21 protein-coding genes and 2 pseudogenes are annotated in these 25,659 nt (G+C 68.1%); 10 read left to right on the plus strand and 13 right to left on the minus strand.

The genetic code is table 11. The features are described 5' to 3' along the window. Nucleotides 1-99: 99 nt before the first annotated feature. The 4 genes and pseudogenes from HPY32_RS20650 to HPY32_RS20660 form a co-directional block, all read right to left on the minus strand. Entirely contained in the window at nt 100-393 is a 294-nt protein-coding gene (locus tag HPY32_RS20650) for a hypothetical protein (RefSeq protein ID WP_067578835.1), read from the minus strand. Nucleotides 394-686: 293 nt separating this feature from the next. Next, on the minus strand, nt 687-959 hold the full coding sequence (locus tag HPY32_RS46940) for a hypothetical protein (protein ID WP_507236499.1): 273 nt from the start codon (nt 957-959) through the stop codon (nt 687-689). Then, a pseudogene (locus HPY32_RS20655) lies at nt 948-1,679 on the minus strand (hypothetical protein); the annotation flags it as partial. The pseudogene HPY32_RS20655 and the gene HPY32_RS46940, both read right to left, overlap by 12 nt. Nucleotides 1,680-1,756: 77 nt before the next feature. Beyond that, complete coding sequence (locus HPY32_RS20660) at nt 1,757-2,071, minus strand: hypothetical protein (RefSeq protein WP_067578832.1); 315 nt, start codon at nt 2,069-2,071, stop codon at nt 1,757-1,759. A 231-nt stretch (nt 2,072-2,302) separates the two neighbouring features. Here HPY32_RS20660 and HPY32_RS20665 point away from each other — a divergent pair, with 231 nt between their 5' ends. Continuing rightward, nucleotides 2,303-4,015, plus strand: a complete 1,713-nt coding sequence (locus tag HPY32_RS20665; protein ID WP_067578829.1) for a cutinase family protein — start codon at nt 2,303-2,305, stop codon at nt 4,013-4,015. A 648-nt stretch (nt 4,016-4,663) separates the two neighbouring features. On the opposite strand, the gene HPY32_RS20670 is transcribed toward HPY32_RS20665, so the two are convergent. Beyond that, entirely contained in the window at nt 4,664-5,266 is a 603-nt protein-coding gene (locus HPY32_RS20670) for a TetR/AcrR family transcriptional regulator (protein WP_067578828.1), read from the minus strand. Nucleotides 5,267-5,357: 91 nt separating this feature from the next. Between HPY32_RS20670 and HPY32_RS20675 the strand changes: the two genes are divergently transcribed. From HPY32_RS20675 to HPY32_RS46825, 3 genes are all read left to right on the plus strand, one after another. Further along, nucleotides 5,358-6,488, plus strand: a complete 1,131-nt coding sequence (locus HPY32_RS20675) for a Gfo/Idh/MocA family protein (RefSeq protein WP_067578826.1) — start codon at nt 5,358-5,360, stop codon at nt 6,486-6,488. Between the two features lie 168 nt (nt 6,489-6,656). Next, nucleotides 6,657-6,827, plus strand: coding sequence for a hypothetical protein (locus HPY32_RS20680; protein WP_156673916.1), 171 nt, complete (start codon nt 6,657-6,659; stop codon nt 6,825-6,827). A gap of 34 nt (nt 6,828-6,861) precedes the next feature. Next, a protein-coding gene (locus tag HPY32_RS46825; protein ID WP_444939652.1) for an IS630 family transposase occupies nt 6,862-7,934 on the plus strand; the annotation gives its coding sequence in 2 pieces (ribosomal slippage) (nt 6,862-7,399 and nt 7,399-7,934; 1,074 coding nt in all). Nucleotides 7,935-7,947: 13 nt separating this feature from the next. On the opposite strand, the gene HPY32_RS20695 is transcribed toward HPY32_RS46825, so the two are convergent. After that, nucleotides 7,948-8,574: a trimeric intracellular cation channel family protein gene (locus HPY32_RS20695; protein ID WP_067578824.1), complete on the minus strand. Its 627-nt coding sequence runs from the start codon at nt 8,572-8,574 to the stop codon at nt 7,948-7,950. Nucleotides 8,575-9,433: 859 nt separating this feature from the next. Between HPY32_RS20695 and dcd the strand changes: the two genes are divergently transcribed. The 3 genes from dcd (at nt 9,434) to HPY32_RS46830 (ending at nt 13,344) form a co-directional block, all read left to right on the plus strand. Continuing rightward, entirely contained in the window at nt 9,434-10,018 is a 585-nt protein-coding gene (dcd, locus tag HPY32_RS20700; RefSeq protein ID WP_067578822.1) for a dCTP deaminase, read from the plus strand. A gap of 72 nt (nt 10,019-10,090) precedes the next feature. Next, the gene (locus HPY32_RS20705; RefSeq protein WP_067578820.1) at nt 10,091-12,127 is read left to right on the plus strand and encodes an FAD-binding oxidoreductase; all 2,037 of its coding nucleotides are present in this window, start codon (nt 10,091-10,093) and stop codon (nt 12,125-12,127) included. Between the two features lie 144 nt (nt 12,128-12,271). Then, a protein-coding gene (locus HPY32_RS46830; protein WP_444939652.1) for an IS630 family transposase occupies nt 12,272-13,344 on the plus strand; the annotation gives its coding sequence in 2 pieces (ribosomal slippage) (nt 12,272-12,809 and nt 12,809-13,344; 1,074 coding nt in all). A gap of 167 nt (nt 13,345-13,511) precedes the next feature. Here HPY32_RS46830 and HPY32_RS20720 read toward each other — a convergent pair. Further along, nucleotides 13,512-15,155 carry a purine-cytosine permease family protein gene (locus HPY32_RS20720; RefSeq protein ID WP_067578818.1) on the minus strand — a complete coding sequence of 548 codons (1,644 nt, stop codon included), beginning with the start codon at nt 15,153-15,155 and terminating at the stop codon, nt 13,512-13,514. Nucleotides 15,156-15,275: 120 nt separating this feature from the next. Beyond that, the gene (locus HPY32_RS20725; protein WP_309247538.1) at nt 15,276-15,809 is read right to left on the minus strand and encodes a YdcF family protein; all 534 of its coding nucleotides are present in this window, start codon (nt 15,807-15,809) and stop codon (nt 15,276-15,278) included. Between the two features lie 110 nt (nt 15,810-15,919). Between HPY32_RS20725 and HPY32_RS20730 the strand changes: the two genes are divergently transcribed. Beyond that, entirely contained in the window at nt 15,920-17,242 is a 1,323-nt protein-coding gene (locus tag HPY32_RS20730) for a UDP-glucose dehydrogenase family protein (protein ID WP_067578816.1), read from the plus strand. Between the two features lie 104 nt (nt 17,243-17,346). After that, entirely contained in the window at nt 17,347-18,696 is a 1,350-nt protein-coding gene (locus HPY32_RS20735; protein WP_067578814.1) for a DUF7159 family protein, read from the plus strand. Nucleotides 18,697-19,379: 683 nt separating this feature from the next. Here the strand turns inward: HPY32_RS20735 and HPY32_RS20740 are convergent. The 3 genes and pseudogenes from HPY32_RS20740 to HPY32_RS20750 form a co-directional block, all read right to left on the minus strand. Then, nucleotides 19,380-20,645, minus strand: a pseudogene (locus HPY32_RS20740) (YibE/F family protein); the annotation flags it as partial. A 387-nt stretch (nt 20,646-21,032) separates the two neighbouring features. Then, on the minus strand, nt 21,033-22,292 hold the full coding sequence (locus HPY32_RS20745; protein ID WP_067578812.1) for a pyridoxal phosphate-dependent aminotransferase: 1,260 nt from the start codon (nt 22,290-22,292) through the stop codon (nt 21,033-21,035). Between the two features lie 43 nt (nt 22,293-22,335). Continuing rightward, nucleotides 22,336-23,667, minus strand: coding sequence for an NsdA family TPR-like regulatory protein (locus HPY32_RS20750; RefSeq protein WP_082870641.1), 1,332 nt, complete (start codon nt 23,665-23,667; stop codon nt 22,336-22,338). Nucleotides 23,668-23,924: 257 nt separating this feature from the next. On the opposite strand from HPY32_RS20750, the gene HPY32_RS20755 reads away from it, so the two are divergent. Next, the gene (locus HPY32_RS20755) at nt 23,925-24,374 is read left to right on the plus strand and encodes a hypothetical protein (protein ID WP_067578808.1); all 450 of its coding nucleotides are present in this window, start codon (nt 23,925-23,927) and stop codon (nt 24,372-24,374) included. Between the two features lie 79 nt (nt 24,375-24,453). Here HPY32_RS20755 and HPY32_RS20760 read toward each other — a convergent pair whose 3' ends face one another. Together HPY32_RS20760 and HPY32_RS20765 are read right to left on the minus strand one after the other, a co-directional pair. After that, nucleotides 24,454-24,711: a helix-turn-helix domain-containing protein gene (locus HPY32_RS20760; RefSeq protein ID WP_067578807.1), complete on the minus strand. Its 258-nt coding sequence runs from the start codon at nt 24,709-24,711 to the stop codon at nt 24,454-24,456. Nucleotides 24,712-24,738: 27 nt separating this feature from the next. Then, on the minus strand, nt 24,739-25,638 hold the full coding sequence (locus HPY32_RS20765; RefSeq protein ID WP_067578806.1) for a glycosyltransferase family 2 protein: 900 nt from the start codon (nt 25,636-25,638) through the stop codon (nt 24,739-24,741). Between the last annotated feature and the right edge of the window lie 21 nt (nt 25,639-25,659).

Consider the following 25,659-nt stretch of genomic DNA (forward strand, 5'->3'; position numbering starts at 1 on the left):
TGCGGGTACGGACGTCGCGACGACGTCACCCGCATCCGCGCCGAAGCCCGAGAATGCGCCCGTGCCGGCCCTAGGGCCCGGAGCAGCCGAGGGTGGCTGTCAACGGGTTCGGGCCGGCGATCCTAAGTGCGCGTCGGCGAGGAAATCGTTCACCCCGACGTCGAGGCGCTGGGTGACCGCGGACAGCGCGATCTCCAATGTCTGCCCGACGCTGGGCGAAATCGCCTGCAGCCGTACCGGATCGGTGCTCAAACCGTCGATGGCGATATTGCAGCAGTATTGGACGTCCTCGGTGGAGCCCCGGCGATGCGGCACGCCGATGGTGACATGCACGTCGCTGTCACCGATTCTGAGGCGCCGCGTTGCCAGAAATGCGTCTGCATCGATTGTCATAACAAGAACTATGGCCGTACCGAGTTCGCGAACCGAATTCTCATAGGTGTGTTGCCATAGTCCGTGTCGCCGGGCTTCGATAGTTCTGTTCGGAACGTCCGACTCCGTAGTTTGAACTCGGTTCCTTTTATACACAAGTCCTTTTGCGGTGAGTCGGCCCGACGCGCCGGGCCGACTCACGGCAATTACTACATTGCGCTACCCGTCGCAGGCATGGGCTGGGCCGGGGGTTGGTCGTTGTCCCAGTCGTTGTCGACGAGCCGACCGCGGGCCCGCTCGACCTCTCACTACAGTCACCCGCCTTGTGTAGTACCCGGCCTTTTTGCTGCGAGGTTCCTGCGTTCGGTCGGCTGGAAGCCGTCGATGCCCAGGCGGTGGCCGATGGCCGCGACGGCGTCCACGACGGAGCGGCCGCCGAGCTGGGGCCAGCCCGTGCCCCGGGGGCCGTGCAGGTGGATCCATTCGTCGCGGATGCGGGCCTCGGTGCCGCGGGGGAGCAGGGTTTGGGCGGGGGCCGAAGGGAGTGCGAAACCGGGGATTTCGAGGGCGCGGCCGACGATGGCGATGCCGTCGACGAGGGTGCGGCCGCCGAGTTGGGGCCAGCCGTTGCCGCCGACGCCCATGAACTGGATCCACATATCGCTGATCGGGTCCATCGAGACCGAGCCGACGCCGCAGGCATTGGCGAAGTCCTGCGGCGAGAGGCCGTCGGCGGAGTTCATATCGCAGTTGCCGAAGGGCGGCGCGCCCTCGGGCAGGCCACCGCCGTAGCCCTGGCCGTCGGTGTACTGGTGCGCGATCTGCCCGGGTAGCTCGGGGTTGCTGCCCCAGCCCGCGCCGATCATGCGCAGCCCGGCGGGGCGGGTGGGCCACATGGTGGCGAAGTCGGCGGCATTGGCGTAGCCGATGACCCTCGGGGTGGAGCCGAGCCAGTCGGTCAGTCCCCAGTAGGCGCGGTTGATGCCGTCGGACTGGTCGCCGCCGGGGTTGCCGCCGGATTCCACGTCGAGCATCGAGATCATCTTCGGGTGCGGGCCGCCCGCCTGCCCGACCATGCTCTTGTGGGTGTTGATGGTGTCCTGCCAGTTCGACCGCCAGTACATGTAGACGATGAAGCAGGCGATCCGGCCGGAGTCGGCGGCGCTCGCGGCCCAGGCGTAGTTCTGGGCGAAATTGTGATCCTGGTAGGTGCCGTCGTTGGATCGGAACGAGAAGATCTGGTACGGGTACGAATCATCAACCGGCACTTGAAATTCGGATACGTCGGCGAAAAGCGAATCGACCATGACTGCTCCCGGAAAAGTAGCTGTATGTCGATTCTCGGCTGCCCACCGTAATCGTGCCAAGGCTTTCGCGCTGATCGCTACCCGTCCGAGACCGCCAATACGTCGGTCAGCCAGCGCAGCGCGCGGGCGCGGGCGGTGTCGTCCAGGTCCGTGAGCGCCTGGTAGGCGGCGCGCATGGCCTCGAGTTCGCGTGTACCGGTATTGATTCGGTCGTCGGTGGTGGTCATGTGGTGGTCGTCTGTCCGTTCGTTCCGTTCGGATATATGGGATGCCGCGGCGAGCCGGATCAATTCGGCCGGATCGACGTCGGGGACGTTCCGGCGTACCGGGTGCGGGCGGGCGAACGCGTCCGGGCCTACGCGCGGGATCGTGTGCCGCTTGCGCTGTGCCATAGCAGCAGACTCTAACCGGCCGCGGCCGTTTTCCGGTGTCGGATGCAGAAGATGATGTCCGGCACGGCCATTGCCATCGGGACGAAAATCACATTCGTCCCGATCGCGGCGGTGCCCCGGTTATTCGGGGCAGTAACGATCATCGCCGCAATCGCGACATCATCGGTGGCACATGGCCCATCGGGGGGGCCTGTCCGTTCACTCGTCGGGTTTCGGAATTGGGATGAGGACATGGCTTTTCGCGAGTTCATCGGGCGGCATCGGATCGTTTCGACCGTTGCGGCGCCGGCGGCGCTGGGGGTGGCGGCGATCGTCGCCGCGACGTGGGCGCTGACGTCCACGCCCGGGCCGCAGACCGCCGATACGCAGCTGAAGGCGTCCGTCACCGAATGCCACGACATGGTGACCATCTCGGTGGCCGGGCGCAACGACACTCCGGTGGCGGGCACCACGAAGATGCTGGTCGACGCCAACGGTAACGAGTTGCCCGCCGCGCTGTCCGGCGATTACAGCAGCCACTGGGTCGATCCGGTCGTCAATGCGCCGGGTAATGCCGTCGGACCCAACTCGTATGCCGCCGTCTACATCGCCTATCCCGCGAACATGTCCAGCTATGAGGACGCGGTGAATGCCGGTGTCGGCAATACCGAAAAAGTGATGCACGACATCGCGCAGGCGTGCCCCAACACCAAATTCTCGATCGTCGGGTACAGCGAGGGCGCCGATGTCGTGCGCCGCGTCGCCCGGACCATCGGCCATCAGCAGCCGAATCAGGACGGGGTCGTCGATACCGATCATGTTCTCGGCGTGGTGATTCTGGCCGACGCGGGCCGTACCGCGGGGCAGGGGCCGTTCCCCGGCGCGAAGGATCCGTTCGGCAATCCGGACGGTTTCGATCAGAAGTATCAGACCGGCGCGCAGCCGATCTCGGGTCAGGGGGCACTTCCCGACACCGGCGGTGACTTCGGCTCGCTGAACGGCAAGATCGCCTCGTTCTGCTCCGAGGGCGACCTCACCTGCGCTGCGCCGCAGAATATTTCGCTGCTGCAATTGGCGGCCAACGTGGGTCGGCAGTTGGATGTGGACTCGCTCCAGCGCGACGGGCTGACCCCGGCGACCGGGCAGGACGTCGCGGTCGTGCTGGGCCGGATCGCCATGTCGGCGTTCGCCGATATTGCGTCGCAACCGAATTGGATGCAGAGCAACGAGACCTTCCTGCAGGTCCTGCTGCGGGTGTCGGATCCGGAATACAAGCCGGGCCAGGCGCCGAAGCCGCCGGTGCAGGCGCCGACGATCTCGCAGACCCAGCTGTCGCCGCTGGCCTACCTGCCGCAGAAGGTGTTCAACGAGATCGTCGGCCTGATCGTGACGAATCAGAACACCATCCCGGTGATCATGAGCGACCCGTACCAGCTCACCCTGGGGCCCAACGGAACCGGCCACCACTTCGACTACTGGCGCGACAGCGACCCGAACAACGGTAAGCCGCTGACCTCGGCCGAGTATGCGGCCGCCTGGCTCACCGCGCTGGCCAAGCAGGCGCAGGCGGGCAAGCAGATCGACCCGGCCACCAAGCCGCAGCAGGCCGACCTGGTCGCCGCGTACAGGGCGGCGGACGACGTCAAGGCGCAGCGCGCGGCGGCCCTGTCCGCAACCCCGACCACCACCGCCGCGGCCCCGACAACCACCTCCGCATCGCCGACTACCGCCGCGACCCCGACGACCACCGCGAGCGCTACACCGACCACCGTCGCCCCGACAACCTCGGCCTCGACAACCCCGGCACCGACCACCACGGCGTCACCGTCGCAGACTCCCGCGCCGACGACCGTCGCCCCGACCACGTCGCCCGCAGCGCCCACCACGACGACCGCCGCACCGACGACCACGACGGTACCGGCGGCGCCGACAACCACCGGCGCGGCGGTTCGCGTAGCGAACTGACAACCGGGGCAATGTAATCGGCGGGGCGGTACCCGGCATCGCATCTCGATCGGTGGATGCGAGCGACCGGATGCCGCCCCGCTGTCGGCCGCGCGGTAGTCATCGAGATCGGCGCTGTAATGCCGCCCAGTTACCTCGGTGTGCTTCACCGCGTCATCCGGCGTGCTCGCCTTCGTTATCTGGCAGGCTTGCCCTCGTTGTTCGGCGTGCTTGCCTTCGTTGTCTGGCGGGCTCGCCCACGTCATCCAGCGGGCTCACACTCTTCATCCGGCGTGGCTCATCCCCGTTATCGGACGTGGCCCATCCTCCCTAACAGGCGCGCTTCCCCTCATGATCCCGGCGTGCTTTTGGCCGGGATCCATCGTAACCCACTGCGTACCAGCAGATTCCGGCCAAAAGCACGCCGGAATCACGGGGGCATGCCGGAATGGCGGGGGCATGCTGGAATGGCCGGGGCACGCTGGAATGGCGAGGGCATGCCGGAATGGCGGGGGCATGCTGGAATGGCCGGGGCACGCTGGAATGGCGGGGGCACGCTCGAATGACGGGGGCACGCTGGAAAGGCCGGGGAGCGCGCCGGAATGACAGGGGGAAGCACGCCGGATGACGGAGGGAAGCACGCCGGAATGATGGGCGATACCGCCAGCTTCACGAACCTCGGTAGGGTTGGGCGCGGAGGCCGTCCAGGGCGACCCGCAGGTTGCGGTTCCACTGTTGGTCGTCGGCGATGAAGCCGAGGGTGTGGTCTGCGGCGGTGACACCGGCCAGCACGAAAGCCACGTCCTGCCAGGTGATGTCGGTGCGCATCGACCCGGCGGCCTGTGCGCGCTCGGCCAGGGTGCGGATTCGGTCGCGGATGCTGTCGAGGGTCTGTTCCAGGTCCGGGCCCGGGGCCGCGCCCAAAGCATCGCTCACACCGCAGCTTTCGGCGCGCAGCCGCGCGTATACCATGGCGAACTCGCAAAAGCCTTGCCACGCATCGGGTTCGGCGAGGGCTGCATCGGCCGCCGTGATGATCTCGTCGAGCACCTCCTCCAGCACCGCGCGTAGCAGCTCCTCGCGGGAGGAGATGCGGCGGTAGAAGGTGCCCTTGCCGACACCGGCGCGCCGGGCGATCTCCTGGGCGGTGACCTCCACGCCGACCTCGGCGACGGCGGTGCGGGCCGCGGCCACCAGACGCTCCAGATTGCGGCGCGCATCGGCCCGGGGTTGCCCCGGCTGTCCGGCCAGCAGCCGGTCTACAGCGGTCATGACCGGCAGTTTAGCAAAAGTGGACTCCAATGGTCCGGTTGTCTATCCTCAGGTAAGCGGACGTGTAGGGTCCGCTTATGGAGGAGGAGTCATGGCTTCGGAACACATCAGGGTCGGCATCATCGGGGCGAGCCCGGACCGGGGTTGGGCGACGCGGGCACACATTCCCGCGCTGCGGACGCTGCCCGGCCTGGAGCTGACCGCGGTGGGGACCAGCCGGATCGAGAGCGCCCGCGAGGCGGCCCGAATCTTCGGCGCCGCACACGCTTTCGCCGATCCGTGGGAACTCGCCGAGCACCCCGACGTCGATCTCGTGGCGATCACGGTGAAGGTGCCCGCGCACGACGAACTGGTTCGCGCGGCGCTCGGGGCCGGTAAGCACGTGTACAGCGAATGGCCGCTGGGATTGAACACCGAGGAGGCCGTCGAGCTGGCTCGGCTCGCCCACGCCGCCGGTGTGCACCATGCCGTCGGCTTGCAGTCCCGCCACGATCCGGCGATTCGGCGGGCGCGCGAGCTCGTCGCGGAAGGTTATGTGGGGCAGGTGCTTTCGGCAACGGTCTATAGTGCGCTGACCAAGCGCGCGGGGGGCCGACTGCCCGCGTGGGGCGCCTACACCCTCGATCGCCGCAATGGTGCGGGTGTCCTCGAGGTCGCGGGCGGGCACACGCTCGACGCGGTCGAGTACGTGCTCGGCGACATCGCGGAGCTGTCGGCGGAGCTCACGATCCGGATGCCGCGGTCGGTGGTGCAGGAGACCGGGGAGGCCCTCGACAACACCAGCCCGGACCACATTCGGGTGCACGCGACGGTGTCGAGCGGCGCGGTGCTCTCGGCGCACATTCACGACGCCAAGGTCACCGACGGCCGCACCCGCATCGAAATCGCCGGTACCGACGGCGATCTGGCCATCGTCTCCGATGTGCACGGCGGTGCGGGCCTCCAGATGTGCGGGCTGCGCCTGCTGGGTTCGCGCGGTGTCGGCGGTGAGTGGCGGGAACTGGTGGCCAGCAATGCCGCGACGGTTCTCGAGGCCGAGTCCGGCAATGTCGGCCGCCTCTACGCCCGCCTGGCGGACGACATCCGCACGGGCGCACGCACGGTCGCCGATTTCGACACCGCGGTGCACGTGCACGCCCTACTCGACGCCATCCGCCGATCGGCCGAGACCGGCACGCGGATGCGACTGACCGCGACGACGGCCGCCGGTTCTCGCTCGTAACCGCGTTGCCCCGGGCGCGGATCCGAGGATCCTGCCGAGGAACGGTCATGGGCGAGACGCGGGCATGGTAGCCACCACCGAGGCCATCGAGCGTCCGGGATCGGCGGTGCGAGCCGTCGGGTATGCGGCGGTCGGGCCGCTGATCGGTGCCTCGGCGCTGGGCTGCCCATGGACGCCGCGTGGTGGATGCGCGGTGACGGATGGTTCGGGCGGGTGCTGCAGACCGCGCCGACCTGTGTCGTCGTGGTCGCGCTGCTGCTGGTGCTGGCCATGCTGTGCTTCGGCGATTCGGCGGATAGGTGGTTACAGCGGCTGAATTCGTGTTGTCGCTGGGCTTGACGGCCGTGGCTGGTGGGTGGGGTACATCTGGTGGGTGCGGTATCCGCAAGGCGGTGGGCTGACCGCCGAGCGACGGATGTTGCGGGAGCGGTTGCGGCTGGAAGCCGCGGACGCTTTCGCCCGGGGCGAGGACAATGCGGTGATCGCCCACCGGCTGCGAGTCAGCGTGCGGTCGGTGCAACGGTGGCGCCAGGCGTGGGGATCGGCGGGGCGGGAAGCGTTGCGGTCCAAGGGCCCCGCGTCGCTGCCGTTGCTGTCCGACGAACAGTTCCAGGTACTCGAACACGAGCTGGCCAAGGGCCCGGCCGAGCACGGCTGGCCGGACCAGAAATGGACTCTGGCCAGGATCAAGACCGTGATCGGGCGCCGGTTCCACATCTCCTACACGATCAAGGGGGTGTCGTTGTTGTTGCACCGGCACGGGTGGAGCCGTCAGCAACCTGCCCGCCGGGCGGTCGAACGCGACGACGCGGCGGTCGCGACGTGGGTGAAGGACGTGTGGCCGCACGTAAAACCGCCGCGGCGGCGCTCGGAGCCTGGGTCGTGTTCGAAGACGAAGCCGGGTTCACGATGACGCCGCCGACCGCACGGACCTGGGCGCCACGCGGGCACACCCCGATCGTGCGGGTCCGGGGCCGAACCACCCGCCGGATATCGATCGCCGCGCTGACCTGCTACAAGCCCGGCCATCGGTCCCGGCTGATCTGGCGACCGTATCGGCACGACCGAAATAGTTCGGGCAGGAAGAGCTTCGCCTGGACCGACTACCGGGACCTGCTCATCGCCGCCCACCGGCAACTCGGCGGGCCGATCGTGGTCTGCTGGGACAACCTCAACACCCACCTCACCGCCGGCATGCGCCGATTCGTCACCGGCCACGACTGGCTCACTGTCTACCAACTGCCCGCCTACGCGCCCGATCTGAATCCGACCGAAGGCATCTGGTCACTACTGCGGCGAGGCCGGCTGGCCAACCGCATCATCACCGACCCCGACCACCTCATGCGCATCGTGCGCAGCGACCTGCACCGCATCGGCTACCACCCCAACCTGATCGACGGCTGCCTCACCGCAACCGGACTCACACCCACCCCGAAACGATCATGACGACAACACGAAATCAGCCTCTGTAGTCCCGTGGTTTCAGGTGCTGCGGGCGGGGGAGATGTAGGCCGAAATAGATGGCGCCGATTCGTAGTGCGAAGACCAAAGTGGCCGAAATCATCGCGGCCAGGCCGGAATTGGCGCCCAGGTAGTCGAGGCCGAGGTAGCAGGCGGCGCCTGCCAGTGCGGCGATGGCATATACCTCTTCGCGCAGCAGCAGTGGCGGGAACTCGCCGCACAGCACGTCGCGGATGACCTCGCCGGTCACGCCGGTCATGACCGACAGGATCAGGACCGCGAGCGGGGTCACCCCGGAATCGATGGCCGCGCGGGCGCCGATCACCGTCACCACCGCGAGCCCGAGCGCGTCGACCACCAGCAGCGAGCGCCGCGGCAACTGCCAGAAGCGCAGGTAGACAATGGTCCCCACGCCCACGCCGATGATCACCGTGAGCAGCACCCAGTCGTGAGTCCAGTACAGCGGCTGCCGCCCGAGAATGAGCTCGCGCAGCGTCCCACCGGAAATGGACGCCGCGAACGCCAGCGCCAGCCCCCCGAACGGATCCATATCGGCCCGATAGGCAGCCAACACCCCACTAGCGGCGAACGCCGCAATTCCCACCAGGTACAGCACGTGCAGCATGCGCACATGATGGCAGCTACCCGCGGGCGACGGGATCCCGGCCAAAAGCGTGCCGGGAACTTCGGGGGAGTGTGCTGGGAACTTCGGGGGAGTGTGCTGGGAAGGAGGGAGTGTGCCGGGAGGTTCGAGGGAGTGTGCCGGGGCCTTCGGGGAATGTGCCGGGGGGCTTCGAAGGAACGCGCCGGGGCCTTCGGGAGCGCGCCGGGAACCTAGGGGAGTGCGCCGGGGCCTTCGGGAGACGCGCCGGGAGTGTGCCGGGACTTCGGGAAGCGCGTCGGGACTTCGGGGAGCGCGCGGGGAACTTCGGGAGCGCGCCGGGAATCGGGGAGTGTGCCGGGCTTCGGGAAGCGCGTCGGGGCTTTGGGGAGCGCGCGGGGACTTTGGGAGTGTGCCGGGAACTTGTGGAAGTGCGCCGGGAATCGCGGAGAGCGTGCCGGACTGCGGGGAGCGCGGGGACTTAGGGGAGCGTGCCGGGAACTTGAGTAGCGCGCCGGGAATCGGGGAGTGTGCCGGGGCTTCGGGAAGCGCGTCGGGCCTTCGGAAAGTGCGTCGGAACTTCGGAAAGTGCACTGGAACTTCGAGAAGTGCGCCGGAACTTCGGGGAGCGCGCGGGGACTTCGGGAGTGTGCGGGGAGCTTCGGGAGTGTGCCGGGAACTTGCGGAAGCACGCCGGGAATCGTGGAGAGTGTGTCGGGACTTCGGGGAGCGTGCCGGGAACTCGAGTAGCGCGCCGGGAATCGCGGAGAGCACGTCGGGAATCGCGGGGAGTGTGCCCGGGCTTGGGGGAGCGCGTCGGGGGCCGGGGGAAGGGGGCCATGCCAGGCGTGGGTGGGTGGGGGGTGGGCACTACGCTCGTTGCGTGCTGCTTTCCGATCGCGATATTCGTGCCGAGTTGGACTCCGGGCGGCTCGGGCTGGAGCCGTTCGAGGAGAAGATGGTTCAGCCGTCGAGTATCGACGTGCGTCTGGACCGGATGTTTCGGGTGTTCAACAACACTCGGTACACCCATATCGACCCGGCGCAGCGGCAGGACGAGCTGACCAGCCTGGTCGAGCCCGCGGCGGGGGAGCCGTTCGTGCTGCATCCGGGCGAGTTCGTGCTCGGTTCCACGCTCGAGGTGTGCACGCTGCCGAACGATCTGGCCGGGCGGCTGGAGGGCAAGTCGAGCCTGGGGCGGCTGGGGTTGCTCACCCACTCGACCGCCGGATTCATCGATCCCGGATTCAGCGGGCACATCACCCTCGAGCTGTCGAATGTGGCAAACCTGCCGATCACCCTGTGGCCGGGCATGAAGATCGGTCAGCTGTGCGTGTTCCGGCTGAGCAGCCCGGCGGAGAATCCGTACGGCAGCACCGCGGCCGGATCCAAATATCAGGGCCAGCGCGGGCCCACGCCGTCGCGCGCCTATCTGAATTTCCCGCTGCCCGATCAACCCCGCATCTGAAACGCGACAGCGCCGCGGGCGGCGGCGTGTCATACGAATTAGCTCTGAATATGCTCTCTAGGCTCGGCGGTCATGGACCGTCGTCAGTTCGTCGCCGCGCTCCTCGCCTCCCTCGGTCTTTCCCTCGCAGGTGAGGCCGCCGCCGAGCCCTTGCTGCCGGGGCCGTCGGAATTCTTCGAGCCATTTCTGTCGCTGTTTGCCGAACTGCGGACCGGCGGGCTCGATCGGGAAATGCTGCTGCGCCGACTGCTGGCCGTGATCGACTCCCATCCGGAATTGGCCGCGCTGCGCGACGGGCTGCCGCCGCAGGTGCGGGCCGTCGCCGAGCACATCCGATCCGGAAAAGGCTTGGACGGCATGCCCGGCGGTGCCTTCCCGCCCAGCCCGCCGACGATCGAATTGCAGCGGAAACTGCGGACCGCCGCCTCCGGCCACCCCGAGGTGACCGAGGGCGACGGCACCCCGATGGACTGCGTCTACGCCCATGATTTCGCGAACTGGGGACTGACCGTCGGCAATCGGCCGTCGGTGACCTTTCTGCCGCGCACCCGCGCCGGTGTGCAGAACATCGTGCGCTGGGCCCGCGATCACGACAAACGCGTGCGGGTGGCCGGATACCGGCACAGCTGGACCGATATCTTCGGCGAGGACGATCAGATCCTGATCTCGCTGCTCCCGCTGCGCGAGGCCGAGCAGATTCCGTCGTTCACGCCGCCGCTGGACCCGAACAACGAATTGCAGGGCATCCGGATCGTCGGCACGGTGGACGAGGACGGCAGGCGAAAGGCGCTGTGCCGCATCGGTTCCGCCACCACCAACGAGCAGTTCCGGCTGTGGTGCCTGTCCGACGGCGGCGGCCGCTGGCAGTGGACCCTCCCGCTCAATGTCATCATGGTCGAGATCACCTTCGGCGGCAGCAACGGCCCGATGTGCCACGGCGCGGGACTGGGGAACCGAACGCTGAGCGATCTGGTGTCGGAGATCGAATTCGTCAATGCCGACGGCGAATTCCAGACCGTTTCCGATCCCGAGCTGTTGCGCGCGGCCGCGGGCTGTTTCGGCCTGCTGGGCGTGGTGACCGCGCTGACGCTGAAACTCGATCCGATGACCTTCGCGAATATGCGTCCGGTGAAGAATTCGATTCTGCTCACCGTCCCGCCGCCGCCCGGATTCGCGGTGCCGCCGGATCTCGCCGACTCGTCCATCGGCCCGGCCCAACTGGAGGACGCCCGACGAGAATTCGTCCGGCGCTGCGAACAGGACTACTACTCGGAATGGTTCTGGTTCCCCTATCACCGCGAGGGCTGGACGCACACCTGGAACAACGACGCGTCGCCGGCGGACGCCCAGGATTATCCGTCGCCGCCGGAGGCGCTGCAGCAGTGGCTGGAATCCTGGATCGCCTCGGCCATCAACGATTTCCCGCCGTTCCAGGCGCTGCCGGGCGCGCTGCAGGGTCAGTTCCTCGGCGCGACGGCAATGATCCAGCTGCCCGGCGTCGAGGATTTCGAGCCGAGCATCGTGACCCCGATGATCGACGCCCTACATTTCCGGCGCGGCATCCAGAACTGGCGGGTGCTGGATGTCGAGGTGCTGATTCCCATTCCGGGCCGCGCCGACGATCCCGGGAAACCGGATTGGGGTGTGTGCCAGCGCGCCTGGTGGAATGCGATCGACGAGGTGTATCGCTGGCCGGACGGCCCGATGCGCATCGCGTTGGAGATGCGCGTCATGGCCGACTCGGCGATGGATCTGGCGCCCGAACGCGGAAACACCTTCGGCACCTGCTCGATCGAGGTGCTGACCAGCATGCACACCCCGCAACCGCTGTGGCACGGCTTCACCCAGGCGGTGGTGGACCGATGGTGCTCGGAGACCGACCATCTCGGTAATCCGCTCAATGTGCGGCCGCACTGGGCCAAGCAGTGGCAGCACCTGACCCTGCGCGGACAGCCTGCGGAGGCGCATTTCAAGAATGTCGCCTACGCGCAGCAGTTCGATGAATTCAAGAGCCGGTTGGCGGTGATTCACCGGCAGGGCGGGGTGTCGTCGGCGGAGTCGTACCGGCGGTTCTCCAATCCGCTGTTCGATCGGTTGCTGGGGGTGTGAGGGAAGATCCCGGCCAAAAGCATGCCGGGATCAACACGGAGGCATGCCGGGATTAGCAGGGAGGCATGCCGGGATTACAGCGGCTGAATTCGTGTTGTCGCTGGGCTTGACGGCCGTGGCTGGTGGGTGGGGTACATCTGGTGGGTGCGGTATCCGCAAGGCGGTGGGCTGACCGCCGAGCGACGGATGTTGCGGGAGCGGTTGCGGCTGGAAGCCGCGGACGCTTTCGCCCGGGGCGAGGACAATGCGGTGATCGCCCACCGGCTGCGAGTCAGCGTGCGGTCGGTGCAACGGTGGCGCCAGGCGTGGGGATCGGCGGGGCGGGAAGCGTTGCGGTCCAAGGGCCCCGCGTCGCTGCCGTTGCTGTCCGACGAACAGTTCCAGGTACTCGAACACGAGCTGGCCAAGGGCCCGGCCGAGCACGGCTGGCCGGACCAGAAATGGACTCTGGCCAGGATCAAGACCGTGATCGGGCGCCGGTTCCACATCTCCTACACGATCAAGGGGGTGTCGTTGTTGTTGCACCGGCACGGGTGGAGCCGTCAGCAACCTGCCCGCCGGGCGGTCGAACGCGACGACGCGGCGGTCGCGACGTGGGTGAAGGACGTGTGGCCGCACGTAAAACCGCCGCGGCGGCGCTCGGAGCCTGGGTCGTGTTCGAAGACGAAGCCGGGTTCACGATGACGCCGCCGACCGCACGGACCTGGGCGCCACGCGGGCACACCCCGATCGTGCGGGTCCGGGGCCGAACCACCCGCCGGATATCGATCGCCGCGCTGACCTGCTACAAGCCCGGCCATCGGTCCCGGCTGATCTGGCGACCGTATCGGCACGACCGAAATAGTTCGGGCAGGAAGAGCTTCGCCTGGACCGACTACCGGGACCTGCTCATCGCCGCCCACCGGCAACTCGGCGGGCCGATCGTGGTCTGCTGGGACAACCTCAACACCCACCTCACCGCCGGCATGCGCCGATTCGTCACCGGCCACGACTGGCTCACTGTCTACCAACTGCCCGCCTACGCGCCCGATCTGAATCCGACCGAAGGCATCTGGTCACTACTGCGGCGAGGCCGGCTGGCCAACCGCATCATCACCGACCCCGACCACCTCATGCGCATCGTGCGCAGCGACCTGCACCGCATCGGCTACCACCCCAACCTGATCGACGGCTGCCTCACCGCAACCGGACTCACACCCACCCCGAAACGATCATGACGACAACACGAAATCAGCCTCTGTAGCAGGGAGGCATGCCGGGATCAACAGGGAGGGCGTGCCGGGATCGACGGGGAGGGCGTGCCGGGATCGACGGGGAGGGCGTGCCGGGATCGACGGGGAGGGCGTGCCGGGATCGGAAGAGGGGCATGCCCTCGCGCTCGGTTCTATTGTGGCGGGAGCACGTGTTCTCCGGAGCGGTCGGTGGACAGGGCCAGTGAGCTGATGTACTGGATTTCCCCCTCCGGGCCCGGGATTGCCGAGGCGATCATGTCCGGGCGTTCGAAGTCCAAGCCGGTGACGTGGCAGGTCAGTGTCTCGCCCGATGGGTTGCCGTGTTCGTCGACCATCGGCAGGTCGATGCCGTCGTCGGTGCGGCGCAGGTAGTAGCGGCCCCTGGTGGCGATCGCGGTGAGGGGGGTGGCGACGAAGGCGACCAGCACCGCGACGATCGGCGAATACGGCTTCAGGGCCGAACCGAACAGTCCGAAGAAGGTCGCGATCGACAGCAGCGCCGACAGGCCGAAGCCGACCGGGCCCACCGGATTGATGTCGTACAGCATGCCGCGCCGGAACTCCGGGCGCTTCGGGGAGATCTTCAGCAGATACTTGTTGACCGCGATATCCGTTGCGACGGTGACGATCCAGGCGATGCCGCAGTTGGCGTAGAAGCCGAGGATATTGTTCAGGAAGTCGAACATGTTGGCTTCCATGAGAATCAGCGCGATCGCCAGATTCAGTCCGAGGAACACCAGCCGCCCCGGATAGGTCTTGGTGACGCGGGTGAACGAGTTGGTCCACGCCAGCGACCCCGAATACGCGTTGGTCACATTGATTTTGATCTGACTGATCACCACCAGCACCACCGCCAGCGTCATCGCCAGCCAGGACGGCACCATGTCCCGGTAGATCTCGAGGAACTGGTGCACCGGCTGATTCGCGATGTCCTGCGCCCCGGGCAGATTCGCGATCAGATACACCGCCAGGAACAGCCCGACCACCTGCTTGATCGCGCCGAACAGCACCCAGCCCGGCCCCGCCAGCAGCACCCAGCCCCACCACCGGCGGGCGTTCTCCGGCGTCCGCGGCGGCATGAAGCGCAGATAGTCGATCTGCTCGGCGATCTGCGCGATCAGCGACAGGCACACCCCCGCGGCCAGGAAGGCCCCGGCCAGGCTCACCGCGGTGCCGTCGCGGCCGCCGTAGGCGAAGAAGGTGCCGATCGAATCCGGATGCCGCACAACGAGGAACACGAACGGCAGCACCATCAGCAGCAGCCACAGCGGCGTCGTCCACACCTGCAACTTGGCCAGGGTGTTCATGCCGTAGATCACCAGCGGGAAGATCAGCAGCGTCGACACCAGATAGCCCAACCACAGCGGGACGTGCAGGCCCAGGCGCAGGCCCTGCGCCATGATCGACCCCTCGGTGGCGAAGAAGATGAAGGTGAACGACGCGAACACCAGATTGGTGATCACCGAGCCGTAGTAGCCGAAGCCGCTGCCGCGGGTGATCAGATCCAGGTCGATGTTGTAGCGCGCGGCATAGTAGGCCAGCGGAAACCCGGTCAGCATGACCACCACCGCGAAGATGCCGATGCCCAGCAGCGCATTGCCGGTGCCGCCCGCGATGCCGATATTGGCGCCGATCGAGAAATCGGCCAGGTAGGCGATGCCGCCGAGGGCGGAGACGCCGACCACCGCCGGACTCCACTTGCGATAGCTGCGCGGCGCGAAGCGCAGCGTGTAGTCCTCCAGCGTTTCCTTTGTCGCGGCGACCGGATTCGGTGCGCGGGTTTCGACCTCGACCACGGTGACTCCTCACTCCCGCCCGTCGCGGGCAGGGTTCGGAACACGAGCGTCGTGGGCGATTGTGGTGTCCGCTTTGCTGAGCAGTTACGAGCACGTAACGTCACATTCTGGACAACTCGCCTAGCATCCCTGGAACGCGGCCTTGACGTACCCGGCCGACTGGTAGGCGAAGTTGTAGGCCCAGCGGGCGGGCGACAGGTGCGGGCGCGGATCCACCACGAGAATCTGCCCGCCCCAGCATTTTCCGAGGATGTAGCGGGCGCGGGACACGTGCGGGGTGAAGGTCACCACGATCACCCGCCGCCAGCCCGCGGCCCGCGCCCGCGCCGCGAGCTCCCGCCCCTCGCCCAGCGTGGTGCGCGGGGCCGGGTCGAAGCACTCCACCTCGAAACGGTAGCCGCCGTGGCAGATCCGATTCATCAGCGCGCTGGGACCGTAGGGATCGGAGAACAGCACCCGCGGCGCGTACCCCTCGTGGGCCAGCCGCAGGCCCAGCTCCTCGCGCCCGTCGTGCGTGCCGCCCAGCACCAGGATCGCGTCGGCCGGGGCGGGGGCGTCGGTGCGCGGGCGCACGTACACCGGCCACAGGGCGACGACGACCGCCGCCACCATCATCAGCACTCCGACGATCCGGGCCCCGCGCCGTGCACACACCTTGCCGATGCTAGCGCTCTCACCTGCGGTTTCCGCCTGTACATCTGATGTTGCCCCGACCCTTGCCTCGATGATGCGACACGGCCACAGTCGGCGCTTACCAATCGATCATGCGTCTCACGGTGTTCGGGGCCGGGTATCTGGGAGCGACCCATGCCGCGTGCATGGCCGAACTCGGTCACGAAGTAGTCGGGGTGGATGTGGACCCCGGCAAGGTCGCGAAACTGTCCGATGGTGTGGTGCCGTTCTACGAGCCCGGGCTCGAAGAGGTGCTGCGCCGCAATCTGATCGCCGGTCGGCTGCGATTCACCACGTCCTACGCCGAGGCGGCCGCGCACGCCGACGCGCACTTCCTGGGCGTCGGCACCCCGCAGAAGAAGGGCGAATACGCCGCCGACCTGAAATACGTGCACGCCGTGGTGGATTCGCTGGCGCCGCTGCTGGAGCGCCCGGCGGTGATCATCGGCAAGTCCACGGTTCCGGTCGGCACCGCCGCCGAACTCGGCGCGCGCGCCCGCGCGCGGGCGTCGGTCGACGTCGAGGTGGCCTGGAATCCGGAGTTTCTGCGCGAGGGCTTCGCGGTCCGCGACACGCTGCGTCCGGACCGCCTCGTGCTCGGCGTCGACCCCGCCCGGCGCAACTCCGCCCGGGTCGAGGAGCTGGTGCGGGAGATCTACGACGATCTGCTCGCCGCCGAGATCCCGTTCCTGCTCACCGACCTGGCCACCGCGGAGCTGGTGAAGGTGTCGGCCAACGCCTTTCTGGCGACGAAGATCTCGTTCATCAACGCGGTGTCGGAGGTGTGCGAGGCCACCGGCGCGGACGTCACGGTGCTCGCCGACGCGCTCGGCTACGACGCCCGCATCGGCCGCCGATTCCTCAATGCCGGACTGGGTTTCGGCGGCGGCTGCCTGCCCAAGGACATTCGCGCGTTCATGGCCCGCGCCGGTGAGCTCGGCGCCGACCATGCGCTGTCGTTCCTGCGTGAGGTGGACAACATCAATATGCGCCGCCGCACCAAGGTGGTCGACATGGCCGCCAAGGCGTGCGGCGGGTCGCTGCTGGGCGCCAATGTGGCCGTGCTGGGCGCGGCGTTCAAGCCCGAATCCGACGATGTGCGGGACTCGCCCGCGCTCAATGTGGCGGGCATGATCCAGCTGCACGGCGCGGTGGTGACCGTGTACGACCCCAAGGCACTGGAGAATTCGCGCCGCGTCTTCCCGACGCTGAACTACGCGACCTCGGTCGCCGAGGCGTGCGAGCGGGCCGACGTGGTGCTGGTGCTGACCGAATGGAACGAGTTCACCGCACTGCGACCCGAGGACCTCGATGCGGTGGTGCGGTCGCGCTCGATCATCGACGGCCGCAACTGTCTGGATCGGGTTCGATGGCGTGCCGCCGGATGGGTGTACGCCGGGCTCGGCACGTCGTAGGGTGTCGGGGGCAGGTACAGTGACCCGCACCGCCGTGTGAATACGCAGGCCATCCGCGCGACGGCCGCCGCACAGCGCGGACCGTGAAACGAGATGGGCAGCAGATGAGTTCGGTATCGGGGGTTTCGGTAGGGGCCGGCGCCGTTCGCGTCGCGCGGCCGCACGCCGGGAATTCCGCCGAGCAGTTCGCCCCCGACCGCTTCGACGTGCAGACCGTGCCCGTCGGCGAACAGCGGGCCGAGGACGCGGCGGCCGACCTGCTCGCCTCCCTCCCACAGATCACCACCGCCCTCGCCTATCGCGGTGAGCCGCACGCCCACGCCCTGCGGGCCGCGCTGGCGCGACGGCAGCTCACCAACTACGAACTGGTGCCGGAGGTCGTGGCGGCCGTGCAGTTTCTGCAGGCCGCCGGTGAGTTACGGGCGGAGGGCACCATCGCCCTCTACGACCTGGGCTCGTCCGGCCTGTCGGTGAGCGTGGTCGACGTCGCGACCCGTCAGGTCGGTTACAGCGAGCGCACCAGCGATATCAGCGGCGACTACCTGGATTCGCTGATCCGCGAACAGCAGATCTCCTCCGGCCGCATCGCCCATCCGCCGGACCCGGCCGGGCTGGCCGCCCTGGACGCGCTGTGCCGCCGGGCCAAGGAGCAGCTGTCGTCGAACTCCGCGGTGGCGCTGCCGTCCGAGCACGGGCTGGTGCTGATGTCGCAGGAGAACTTCGAGGCGCTGATCACGCTGGCCATCGAGTCCTCGGCGCGGATGGCCCGCGATGTGATCATGCGGTCCGAGCGGGCGGTGCAGGCCGTGGTCGTGATCGGCGGCTGCGCGCAGATTCCGCTGGTGGCACGGGTTTTGGAGCGCTGGCTGGGCATGCCGGTGGTGGTGCCCGCGCAGCCGGAGACGGTCGTCGCCCGCGGCGCGGCGCTGCTGGCCCGCCCGGCCCGGCCGCTCGCGCCGCAGCCGCCGCCCCCGTCCTTCGACGACACCGAGCAGCTGACGCCGGTCTGGCTGGCCGACATGTCCGCGCCGCGCGCCCGCCGGGGTACGCCCGCGCCGGGCGGTAAGCGGGAGCGTCCGCTCGGCCGCAAGCGGGAGCTGAGCGTCGCCGGGGTGGCCGTCGGCGCCCTGGTGGTGGTCGCCGCGCTCGGTCTCAGCCTGGGCTGGGGTCAGCAAGTGCTGCGGGGCGATTCGCAGAGCAGCAAGACCGCGCCCAGCACGACGCCCAGCAGCGCGCCGCGCCCGGCCGCGCTGGAGCCGACCGCCACGCCGACCGCCGCCGACAACACCAACGAATCCGTGGCCGCGCCCCCGCCGCGCTGGAACAAGCCGACGACCGAGGCCCCGCCCCCGCCCGGGCCCAATACCATCGTCGTCGTTCCGGGCCTGCCGCCGATCGTCGTGCCGACCATCCCGCCGAATGTGCTGCCGCAGTTCCCGGTACCCGGGCGATAGCTGCTACCTACTCCTGCCATACCCCTGAACGAGGTACTGCCCCTGCGCTGTCCCGTCGCCGCCCTTGGCGCTCAGTAGCCGTAATCGTCTCCGGGCGAGGGTGTTCCGTGGGCGCGCCGGTGGCGGTGGCGGGGTTGTTCGCCTGGATAGTCGTCCCGGTTGAACGGCGGGTGCCGCTCCGGTGTGTCGCCGAAGGCGGAGAATTCGCCGGGCGGCGTGGGGAGATCGTCGTAGTCGTCGGCGGAGTGGCGCGCGTGGCGGCTGCCGGACTGGGGATAGCCGAAATCAGGGGCGGGTTCGGCGTACTGCGCGGGGGGATCGATGCTCGGGTAGGAGGTGGATAACTCGTCGTTCGCATAGGCGGGCGGGCTGTGGAAAACGCCGTTGCCGTAGGCATTCTGCGGGGTGTGTGCGATGCCGGGGTTGTGAAAATCGTTGTGGCCGTACGCGGCCTGTGGATCGTGGGGGCTGTGGAACAGGTCGTCGGCGTACCGCGCCCGGGGTTCGTGATAGTTCTCGGCATACGTGGCCCCGGGATAATCGTCGTACTCGTCCTCGTGGGGATCGAATTCGTCCCCATGGGTAGGCCGCTCGGCGACGGTCGCGAGCTGTCCCCTTGTGCGCCGCGGGGATTCGTCCTCCTCCGCGTGGCCGTGCGTCGAGGCCGCCGCCCGCGACCGACGGCGCACCGGTTCGGGCTCGGGCTCCGGTTCCGCACCGCCCGCACCGAACGGCCGGGCCAGCAGCACCGCGATGCCGGTGGTCAGCGGCACCGACAGCGCCAGGCAGATGCCGCCGACGGCGGAGCGGGTGATCTCGATGGCGACGGCGTCGCCGGTGAGCACGTCGGTGATCGACCGCCCCGCGACCGAGAACATCAGCAGCAGCGGCAGCGCCCCACCGGCGTAGGCCAGCACCAGCGTGTAGACGGTGCTGGCGATGTGGTCGCGCCCCACCCGCATGGCGGCGGTGAAAACCTCACGGCGCGAGGCCTCCTCGTCGATGGCGGCGAGCTCGAAGGCGGCCGACGCCTGGGTGATGGTGACATCGTTGAGCACCCCGAGCGAGCCGATGATGAATCCGGCCAGCAGCAGCCCGGTGATGCTCACGTGCTGCACATAGGTCGCGACATTGGTGTTGTCCTCCTGGGACAACCCGGTCACGTGCGTGATCTTCAGCGTCAGCCAGGACAGGGCCGCCGCCAGCACCATCGCGCTGAGCGTGCCGAGCAGCGCCGAACTGGTCCGCAGATTCACCCCGTGCGCCAGATACAGCACCGCGTAGAGAATCAGCGCACCCGCCACCATCGCCACCGGCAGCGCCGGTTTGCCGTCCAGCAGCGCCGGGAGCAGGAACAACACCAGCACCCCGAACGCGAACACCAGCCCCAGCACCGCGCGCAGGCCCCGCCAGCGCGCCACGATCACGATCACCACCACGAACACGATCGCGATCAGCCCCAGCGGCATTCCGCGCGAGTAGTCGTCGAAGGAGTAGTTCGGGGCGCCGCTCGGATCGTTCTGCCGCACCAGCCGAATGTGATCGCCCGCGTGCAGATCGGGTTGCCCTGGGCCCGGGGCGATTTCGAGCAGCGTGTGCTTGCCCTTGTGCGGGCCGGACTCGATCGCGACCATGCTGCGCTGGCAGCTGTAGCCGCCCCTGGGCGGCGGGTTCGGGGTGTCGTCGAACACCTTGCCGTTGGACAGGCTGCCGCACGGCCCGACGTCCTGCATCGTCACCGTGCCGGCCTCGGTCTGCACCGCGCCGCCGCCGCCGTTCTGCATCGGCAGCGGGATGTCGATGTGCTGATGGCTCGGCCACAGCCAGACCGCGCCGATCAGGATGAGCACGCCGATGCCGGTGAGTAGCCCGACGACGACTCGGGCCGCGGTCGCCCCGATGGCGATCGGTCCCGAATGATCGTGGTGGTGATGGTGGTGGTCGCTCACCGGTCCCTACCTGTCCATTGCGTCCCTGATCGCAGCGAGCCTATCGGATTTGATTTTCAAGATCACAAGGCTATCGGCGGCACCGGCCGGGCGAGGTGCGAAAGCCGAATCGGCGCAGCCGAAATCGAGGGATGCGCTGCTGGAAGGAGTGGGAGGGGGCGGCGGAGAGCAGGGGGATGTCTCCGCCGCCCGCGAGATTCGACGGCCCAGGGGGGTAGGCGGCCGAATCGAGGGCCGAGGCGCCCAGGGGGTAGGCGGCTCGGCCGGGGCACCTGAGTGCCAAGGACTACTGTACACAAACCGGCGATCTTTGCGCCAGCTAAGTCTTCAAAAACCTCGATTTTCGTACTTATAGTTGGTTTTTCGGCTCCGCGGGTCCGGCGCGTGTTATTGCTGGTAGCTGGCCAGGAAGTTGCCGAAGCGCTCGATCGCGACCGAGAGGTCCCGGGCCCACGGCAGCGTCACGATCCGCAGATGATCATGGTGCGGCCAGTTGAATCCGGTGCCCTGGACCATCAGGATCTTTTCCTGCAGAAGCAGATCCAGCACCAGCTTGCCGTCGTCGTGGATCTGGTGCACCTCGGGGTCGAGCCGCGGGAAGGCGTACAGCGCGCCCTTCGGCTTCACGCACGACACACCCGGAATCGTGTTCAGCTTCTCCCATGCCACGTCGCGCTGCTCGAGTAGTCGCCCGCCCGGCAGGATCAGATCCTCGATGCTCTGATGCCCGCCCAGGGCCACCTGAATCGCATGCTGCGCAGGCACATTCGGGCACAGCCGGGACGAGGCCAGCAGGTCGATGCCCTCCAGGAATCCGGCGGCGTGCTCCCGGGGCCCGGTGACGACCAGCCAGCCCGAGCGGTATCCGGCCACCCGGTACGCCTTGGACAGGCCGTTGAAGGTCAGACACAGCAGGTCGGGCGCGAGCGTCGCGAGCGAGATGTGCTTGGCGTCGTCGTAGAGGATCTTGTCGTAGATCTCGTCGGCGAGCAGCAGCAGGCGATGCTTGCGCGCCAGATCCACCAGCTGCTGCAGCACCTCGGCCGAATACACCGAGCCCGTCGGATTGTTCGGGTTGATGACCAGCAGCGCCTTGGTCCGGTCGGTGATCTTGGATTCGATATCGGCGATGTCGGGCTGCCAGCCGTTGGCTTCGTCACACAGGTAGTGCACGGGGGTGCCACCGGCCAGGCTGGTCATCGCCGTCCACAGCGGGTAGTCCGGCGCGGGGATCAGCACCTCGTCGCCGTTGTTCAGCAGCGCCTGCATGGTGATCGTGATCAGCTCGGACACACCGTTGCCCAGGTAGACGTCGTCGACGTCGAATTCCGGGAAGCCGGGGACCAGTTCGTAGCGGGTCACGATGGCGCGCCGCGCGGACAGGATGCCCTTGGACTCCGAGTAGCCCTGCGCGTGCGGCAGCGCCGCGATCATGTCGCGCATGATCACGTCCGGCGCCTCGAATCCGAACGGCGCCGGGTTGCCGATATTCAGCTCCAGGATCCGGTGCCCCTCCGCCTTCAGCCGTGCCGCATGCGCGTGTACCGGCCCCCGGATCTCGTAGACGACGTTCTGGAGCTTGGTCGACTGCTCCAGAACCCGCGGCGGTCGGTGTGGTGACTGGCTGGTAGGGCTCACCCGTCCCATCGTGCCACTGGCCCGCAAACCGATATTCGGGGCCGCCCTCCAGTCACGAACTAGTCGGTATAACTCCCCGGGCCGCTGTCGCCCCGCAGAACTCCTCGATGCGCTCGTCCAGGCGGCGGGCCTCGACCGCGTCCCGGAACTGCGGGGACGCGATGCGGCGGCGGAGGCCGGTCAGGCGCTCCTCCAGCTGGGCGATGCGTTTGTCCTCGGCCAGGTCCAGCACCGGGCGCAGGGCCTCGGTGGCGCCGTCGAGGCTGCCGTTGATCAGGTGCGCGGTCGCGCTGTCGACCCGGGCCAGCGACTCGGCGCCGTAGGAGCGCTGCTCCTGCGGTCCGCTCGTGTACAGCTCGATGGCGCGCTGGGTGGCCGCGAGCGCGAGCCCGGCCTGGCCCAGGTGGATGTAGGTGGCGCCGGCGTAGTAGTGACTCTTCGGCTCGTTGAATCCGAAGACGCCGCCCACCTCGTCGTGCAGCGAGTCGGTGGCATTGCCGCCGCGCGCGGCGTCGGCGGCGCGGATGCACCGCTCGGTGTCGCCGCCGGAGCCCAGCTTCGACCAGATGCGGGCCTCGATATTGTGCAGCCGCACCTGCGCCGTGGCCGAGTCGGCGTACTGCTGACCGCTCTGCGCCAGCAGCACCGCCCGGCGCGGGCGCTCCGACCAGTACTCGATGAGCGCCTGCATGCCGCGGGTCCAGGCCCGTAATCCGTTGTGCCCGCACAGTTCCGCGTACGCCCAGGCGGCGCGGGCCTGTTCGCCGGCGGCATCGTGATAACCGAGGTCGGTGCTGGCATTGGCCAGCAGGCCCGAGAGCGTACCGGCCAGCAGGTACAGATGACTGGTGTCGGTGGGCCGCTGGTGTCCCTCCAGCAGTCGATACACCCGCCGCCGTACCCGAAGCATCTCCACCATCATCGGCACCGGCGGTACGTGGACGTAGTCGTTCGCGATGCGCGTGACGTCGGCGTCGAGCTGCTCCAGTGTGGATGCACCGACGTTGGTGGCCTCGGCCCGACCGGCGTGCTCGCTTGCTTCGTGGGCAGCCGCCATGATCAGATCCCTCTCCGAAATCGCTGCTAACGCATCACCTCTCATCGCACCGGCGTCTACGAGTGCCAAAAGTTCAGCGTCGCTCGAATACTGGGTATGCACCGAATTGCCCAGGTGCACATCGAAATCAGGTGCGGGCCGATCGATAAGGGGCTGATCGATCAACGCCGCGAACCGTGCCCGCACGACATCGTCGGACCGGGCCAGAGATGTGTCCAGCGCGGCCTGGTTGACCGGGCGCGGGTGCACCCGGACGCCGCCCGCCTCCCACTTCGAAACCAAGCGTTCATGCACACCGAGATGTGCTGCAAACTCCCGAATACTCATCCGCTTGGCATCGCGGAGGGCGCGGGCCTCCTTTCCTGACCATTGCCGGACCACGATGTCATCCCTTCCGCACGAACTCCGGTTTCCAGGGTACGAGTGCCCAGTGATCGCGGCCACAGCCGAAACCGAGCTGGTATAAGCGATTTCCCATACGTTCGATCAGAGGCAGTGAAAGGGCAGCGCAAGGCGGGTGGGCGGGGGTTTCACGCGGGGCTGTCGCCACGCGAAGCTGAAAGGGAACCAAAAGGGAGTTCGCCGTGAACGTGGAGAAACTCAGGACCGTCGAGGATTGGGTGGCGTTCTACCGGCATGAATACACGCTTCCGGTCACCGAGCGTGGCGGTTTCGTGATGTTGCCGGTCACGAGTCGAATCGGCGTCGTCCATCTGCCCACGGTGCGGGCCGAGCGCGTGCGCCACTGTCTGACCGAACAGGGCACGGCCGGTCCCATGCTGGCCCGCCAGATCAGGTGGAGCTTCCTGGTGGTTCCCGACAGCCGTCCCGGTGTCCAGGTCCTGGATGTGTTGAACCGCTTGGACATCGGCATCCCGGGTGTCGGCAGTGCCGTGATGTTGCCGACCGGTCTCGGACGGTGGACCCGGGAAGGGTGCCACTGGGTCGTCCCGCCGAGCCGCGACAACGAACTTCCACCCCTGTCGGTAGTGATCACGACAGCTCTGGCGGTGGGAGCCGGCGGCGAGGACTGACCACAGACCGGTTCTCGCTCCCCCGGATCCGGGTCCGCCTCCCTTGGCAGTCGACGAGGCGGACCCGGAGCCGGACGAACTACCGTCGATGTCGCTCGACGAGCTCCTGTGTCTTGGCGACGATCTCCTGCGGCGAGATGCCCAGCGCGTCGCACAGCGCGTGCAGCTGCAGCAGATCCGGCGAGCGCTCGCCGTTCTCGAAGCGCTGAATCGTGCTGACCGCCAGGCCCGATGCGGCCGCCAGCCGGGGCCGGGTGAGGCCGCGCCGGGCCCGGGCCGCGCGTAACTCGTTACCGACCGCTCGATTGATCTCGCGAGCGATATCCCGCAATTCCATACGGAACATTGTGGAGTCCGATCGGCCTCACCACCAGCGTAGCGTTCGGTACCGCAGGCCACCGGTCGTCTGCCCGACGGTGATGCCCAGCAGCAGGCCGCGTTCCTCGGTGGTCAGGCGCGGATTGACGGCCAGGACCGCGAGGGTGAGCAGCTGGACGGGGAAGCGGATGGGCGGCAGGCCGTTTCGGGGATGGTCGCGGTGCAGGCGGGCCAGGCCGATGCCGCGGGCCCGGCCCTGCCGATACCCGGCGCGGAAGGTGGTGCGATAGCGGTAGGCGACCAGGGCGGCGGGGAGGAAGCCGGTGCGATACCCGGCGCGGTGGGCGCGCCAGCCGAATTCGACGTCCTCGTTGGCGGTGTAGCCGGTATCGAAACCGCCCAGTTCGCGGAAGGCGGTGGCGCGGCAGGCCATGCTGCCCGCCAGCAGCGTGGGTGCGGTCGCGCCTGGCGGCTGGAAGTCCTCGGGGGCCGGAACCTCGGCCGCGCGCCGGGGATTCGCGGTATTGAGCGTGCGGCCCTCCACGGCCGAGCTGACCACATCGTGGTCGTCGCCGAGGAATTCGACCAGCCGCGACGCCCAGTCGGGGCGGACGCGGTCGTCGTGGTCGCAGAACAGCAGGATCGGGGTGTCGGCGTGCGCGGCGCCGATATTGCGGGCGGCGGAGGCGCCGCGCTCGGCGGAGGCGTCGACGTGGCGGACCTTCAGATCGCCGAAGTCGCTGTGCGCCAGGTGGTCTCGCAGGTCGACGGGGGAGCCGTTGTCGGCGACGAGGACCTCCAGGGCGCCGCGGTAGTCCTGGGCCGCGAGCGCCGCGAGCTGTTCGTCGAGGTGCGCCAGGTCGGTCGCGGTCGACAGGTGCGCCGGGACGACGACCGTCACCGCGGGGATCGGGGAGGTGGTCGGGAAGTCGTCGCGCTGTCTCATTTGTCGAAAACTAGCCAGTGC

Origin of the sequence: Nocardia terpenica (assembly GCF_013186535.1) — a bacterium.
Classification (GTDB): domain Bacteria; phylum Actinomycetota; class Actinomycetes; order Mycobacteriales; family Mycobacteriaceae; genus Nocardia; species Nocardia terpenica.

Coding starts and splice junctions, on each gene's coding strand:
- HPY32_RS20730 (WP_067578816.1), top strand. CDS start 15,920: ATGCGTCTCACGGTGTTCGGGGCCGGGTATCTGGGAGCGACCCATGCC.
- HPY32_RS20760 (WP_067578807.1), bottom strand. CDS start 24,711: ATGGAATTGCGGGATATCGCTCGCGAGATCAATCGAGCGGTCGGTAAC.
- HPY32_RS20670 (WP_067578828.1), bottom strand. CDS start 5,266: ATGACCGCTGTAGACCGGCTGCTGGCCGGACAGCCGGGGCAACCCCGG.
- HPY32_RS20745 (WP_067578812.1), bottom strand. CDS start 22,292: ATGGGACGGGTGAGCCCTACCAGCCAGTCACCACACCGACCGCCGCGG.
- HPY32_RS20695 (WP_067578824.1), bottom strand. CDS start 8,574: ATGCTGCACGTGCTGTACCTGGTGGGAATTGCGGCGTTCGCCGCTAGT.
- HPY32_RS20765 (WP_067578806.1), bottom strand. CDS start 25,638: ATGAGACAGCGCGACGACTTCCCGACCACCTCCCCGATCCCCGCGGTG.
- HPY32_RS20675 (WP_067578826.1), top strand. CDS start 5,358: ATGGCTTCGGAACACATCAGGGTCGGCATCATCGGGGCGAGCCCGGAC.
- HPY32_RS20665 (WP_067578829.1), top strand. CDS start 2,303: ATGGCTTTTCGCGAGTTCATCGGGCGGCATCGGATCGTTTCGACCGTT.
- HPY32_RS20735 (WP_067578814.1), top strand. CDS start 17,347: ATGAGTTCGGTATCGGGGGTTTCGGTAGGGGCCGGCGCCGTTCGCGTC.
- HPY32_RS20660 (WP_067578832.1), bottom strand. CDS start 2,071: ATGGCACAGCGCAAGCGGCACACGATCCCGCGCGTAGGCCCGGACGCG.
- HPY32_RS20680 (WP_156673916.1), top strand. CDS start 6,657: ATGGACGCCGCGTGGTGGATGCGCGGTGACGGATGGTTCGGGCGGGTG.
- HPY32_RS20650 (WP_067578835.1), bottom strand. CDS start 393: ATGACAATCGATGCAGACGCATTTCTGGCAACGCGGCGCCTCAGAATC.
- HPY32_RS20750 (WP_082870641.1), bottom strand. CDS start 23,667: ATGAGTATTCGGGAGTTTGCAGCACATCTCGGTGTGCATGAACGCTTG.
- HPY32_RS20705 (WP_067578820.1), top strand. CDS start 10,091: ATGGACCGTCGTCAGTTCGTCGCCGCGCTCCTCGCCTCCCTCGGTCTT.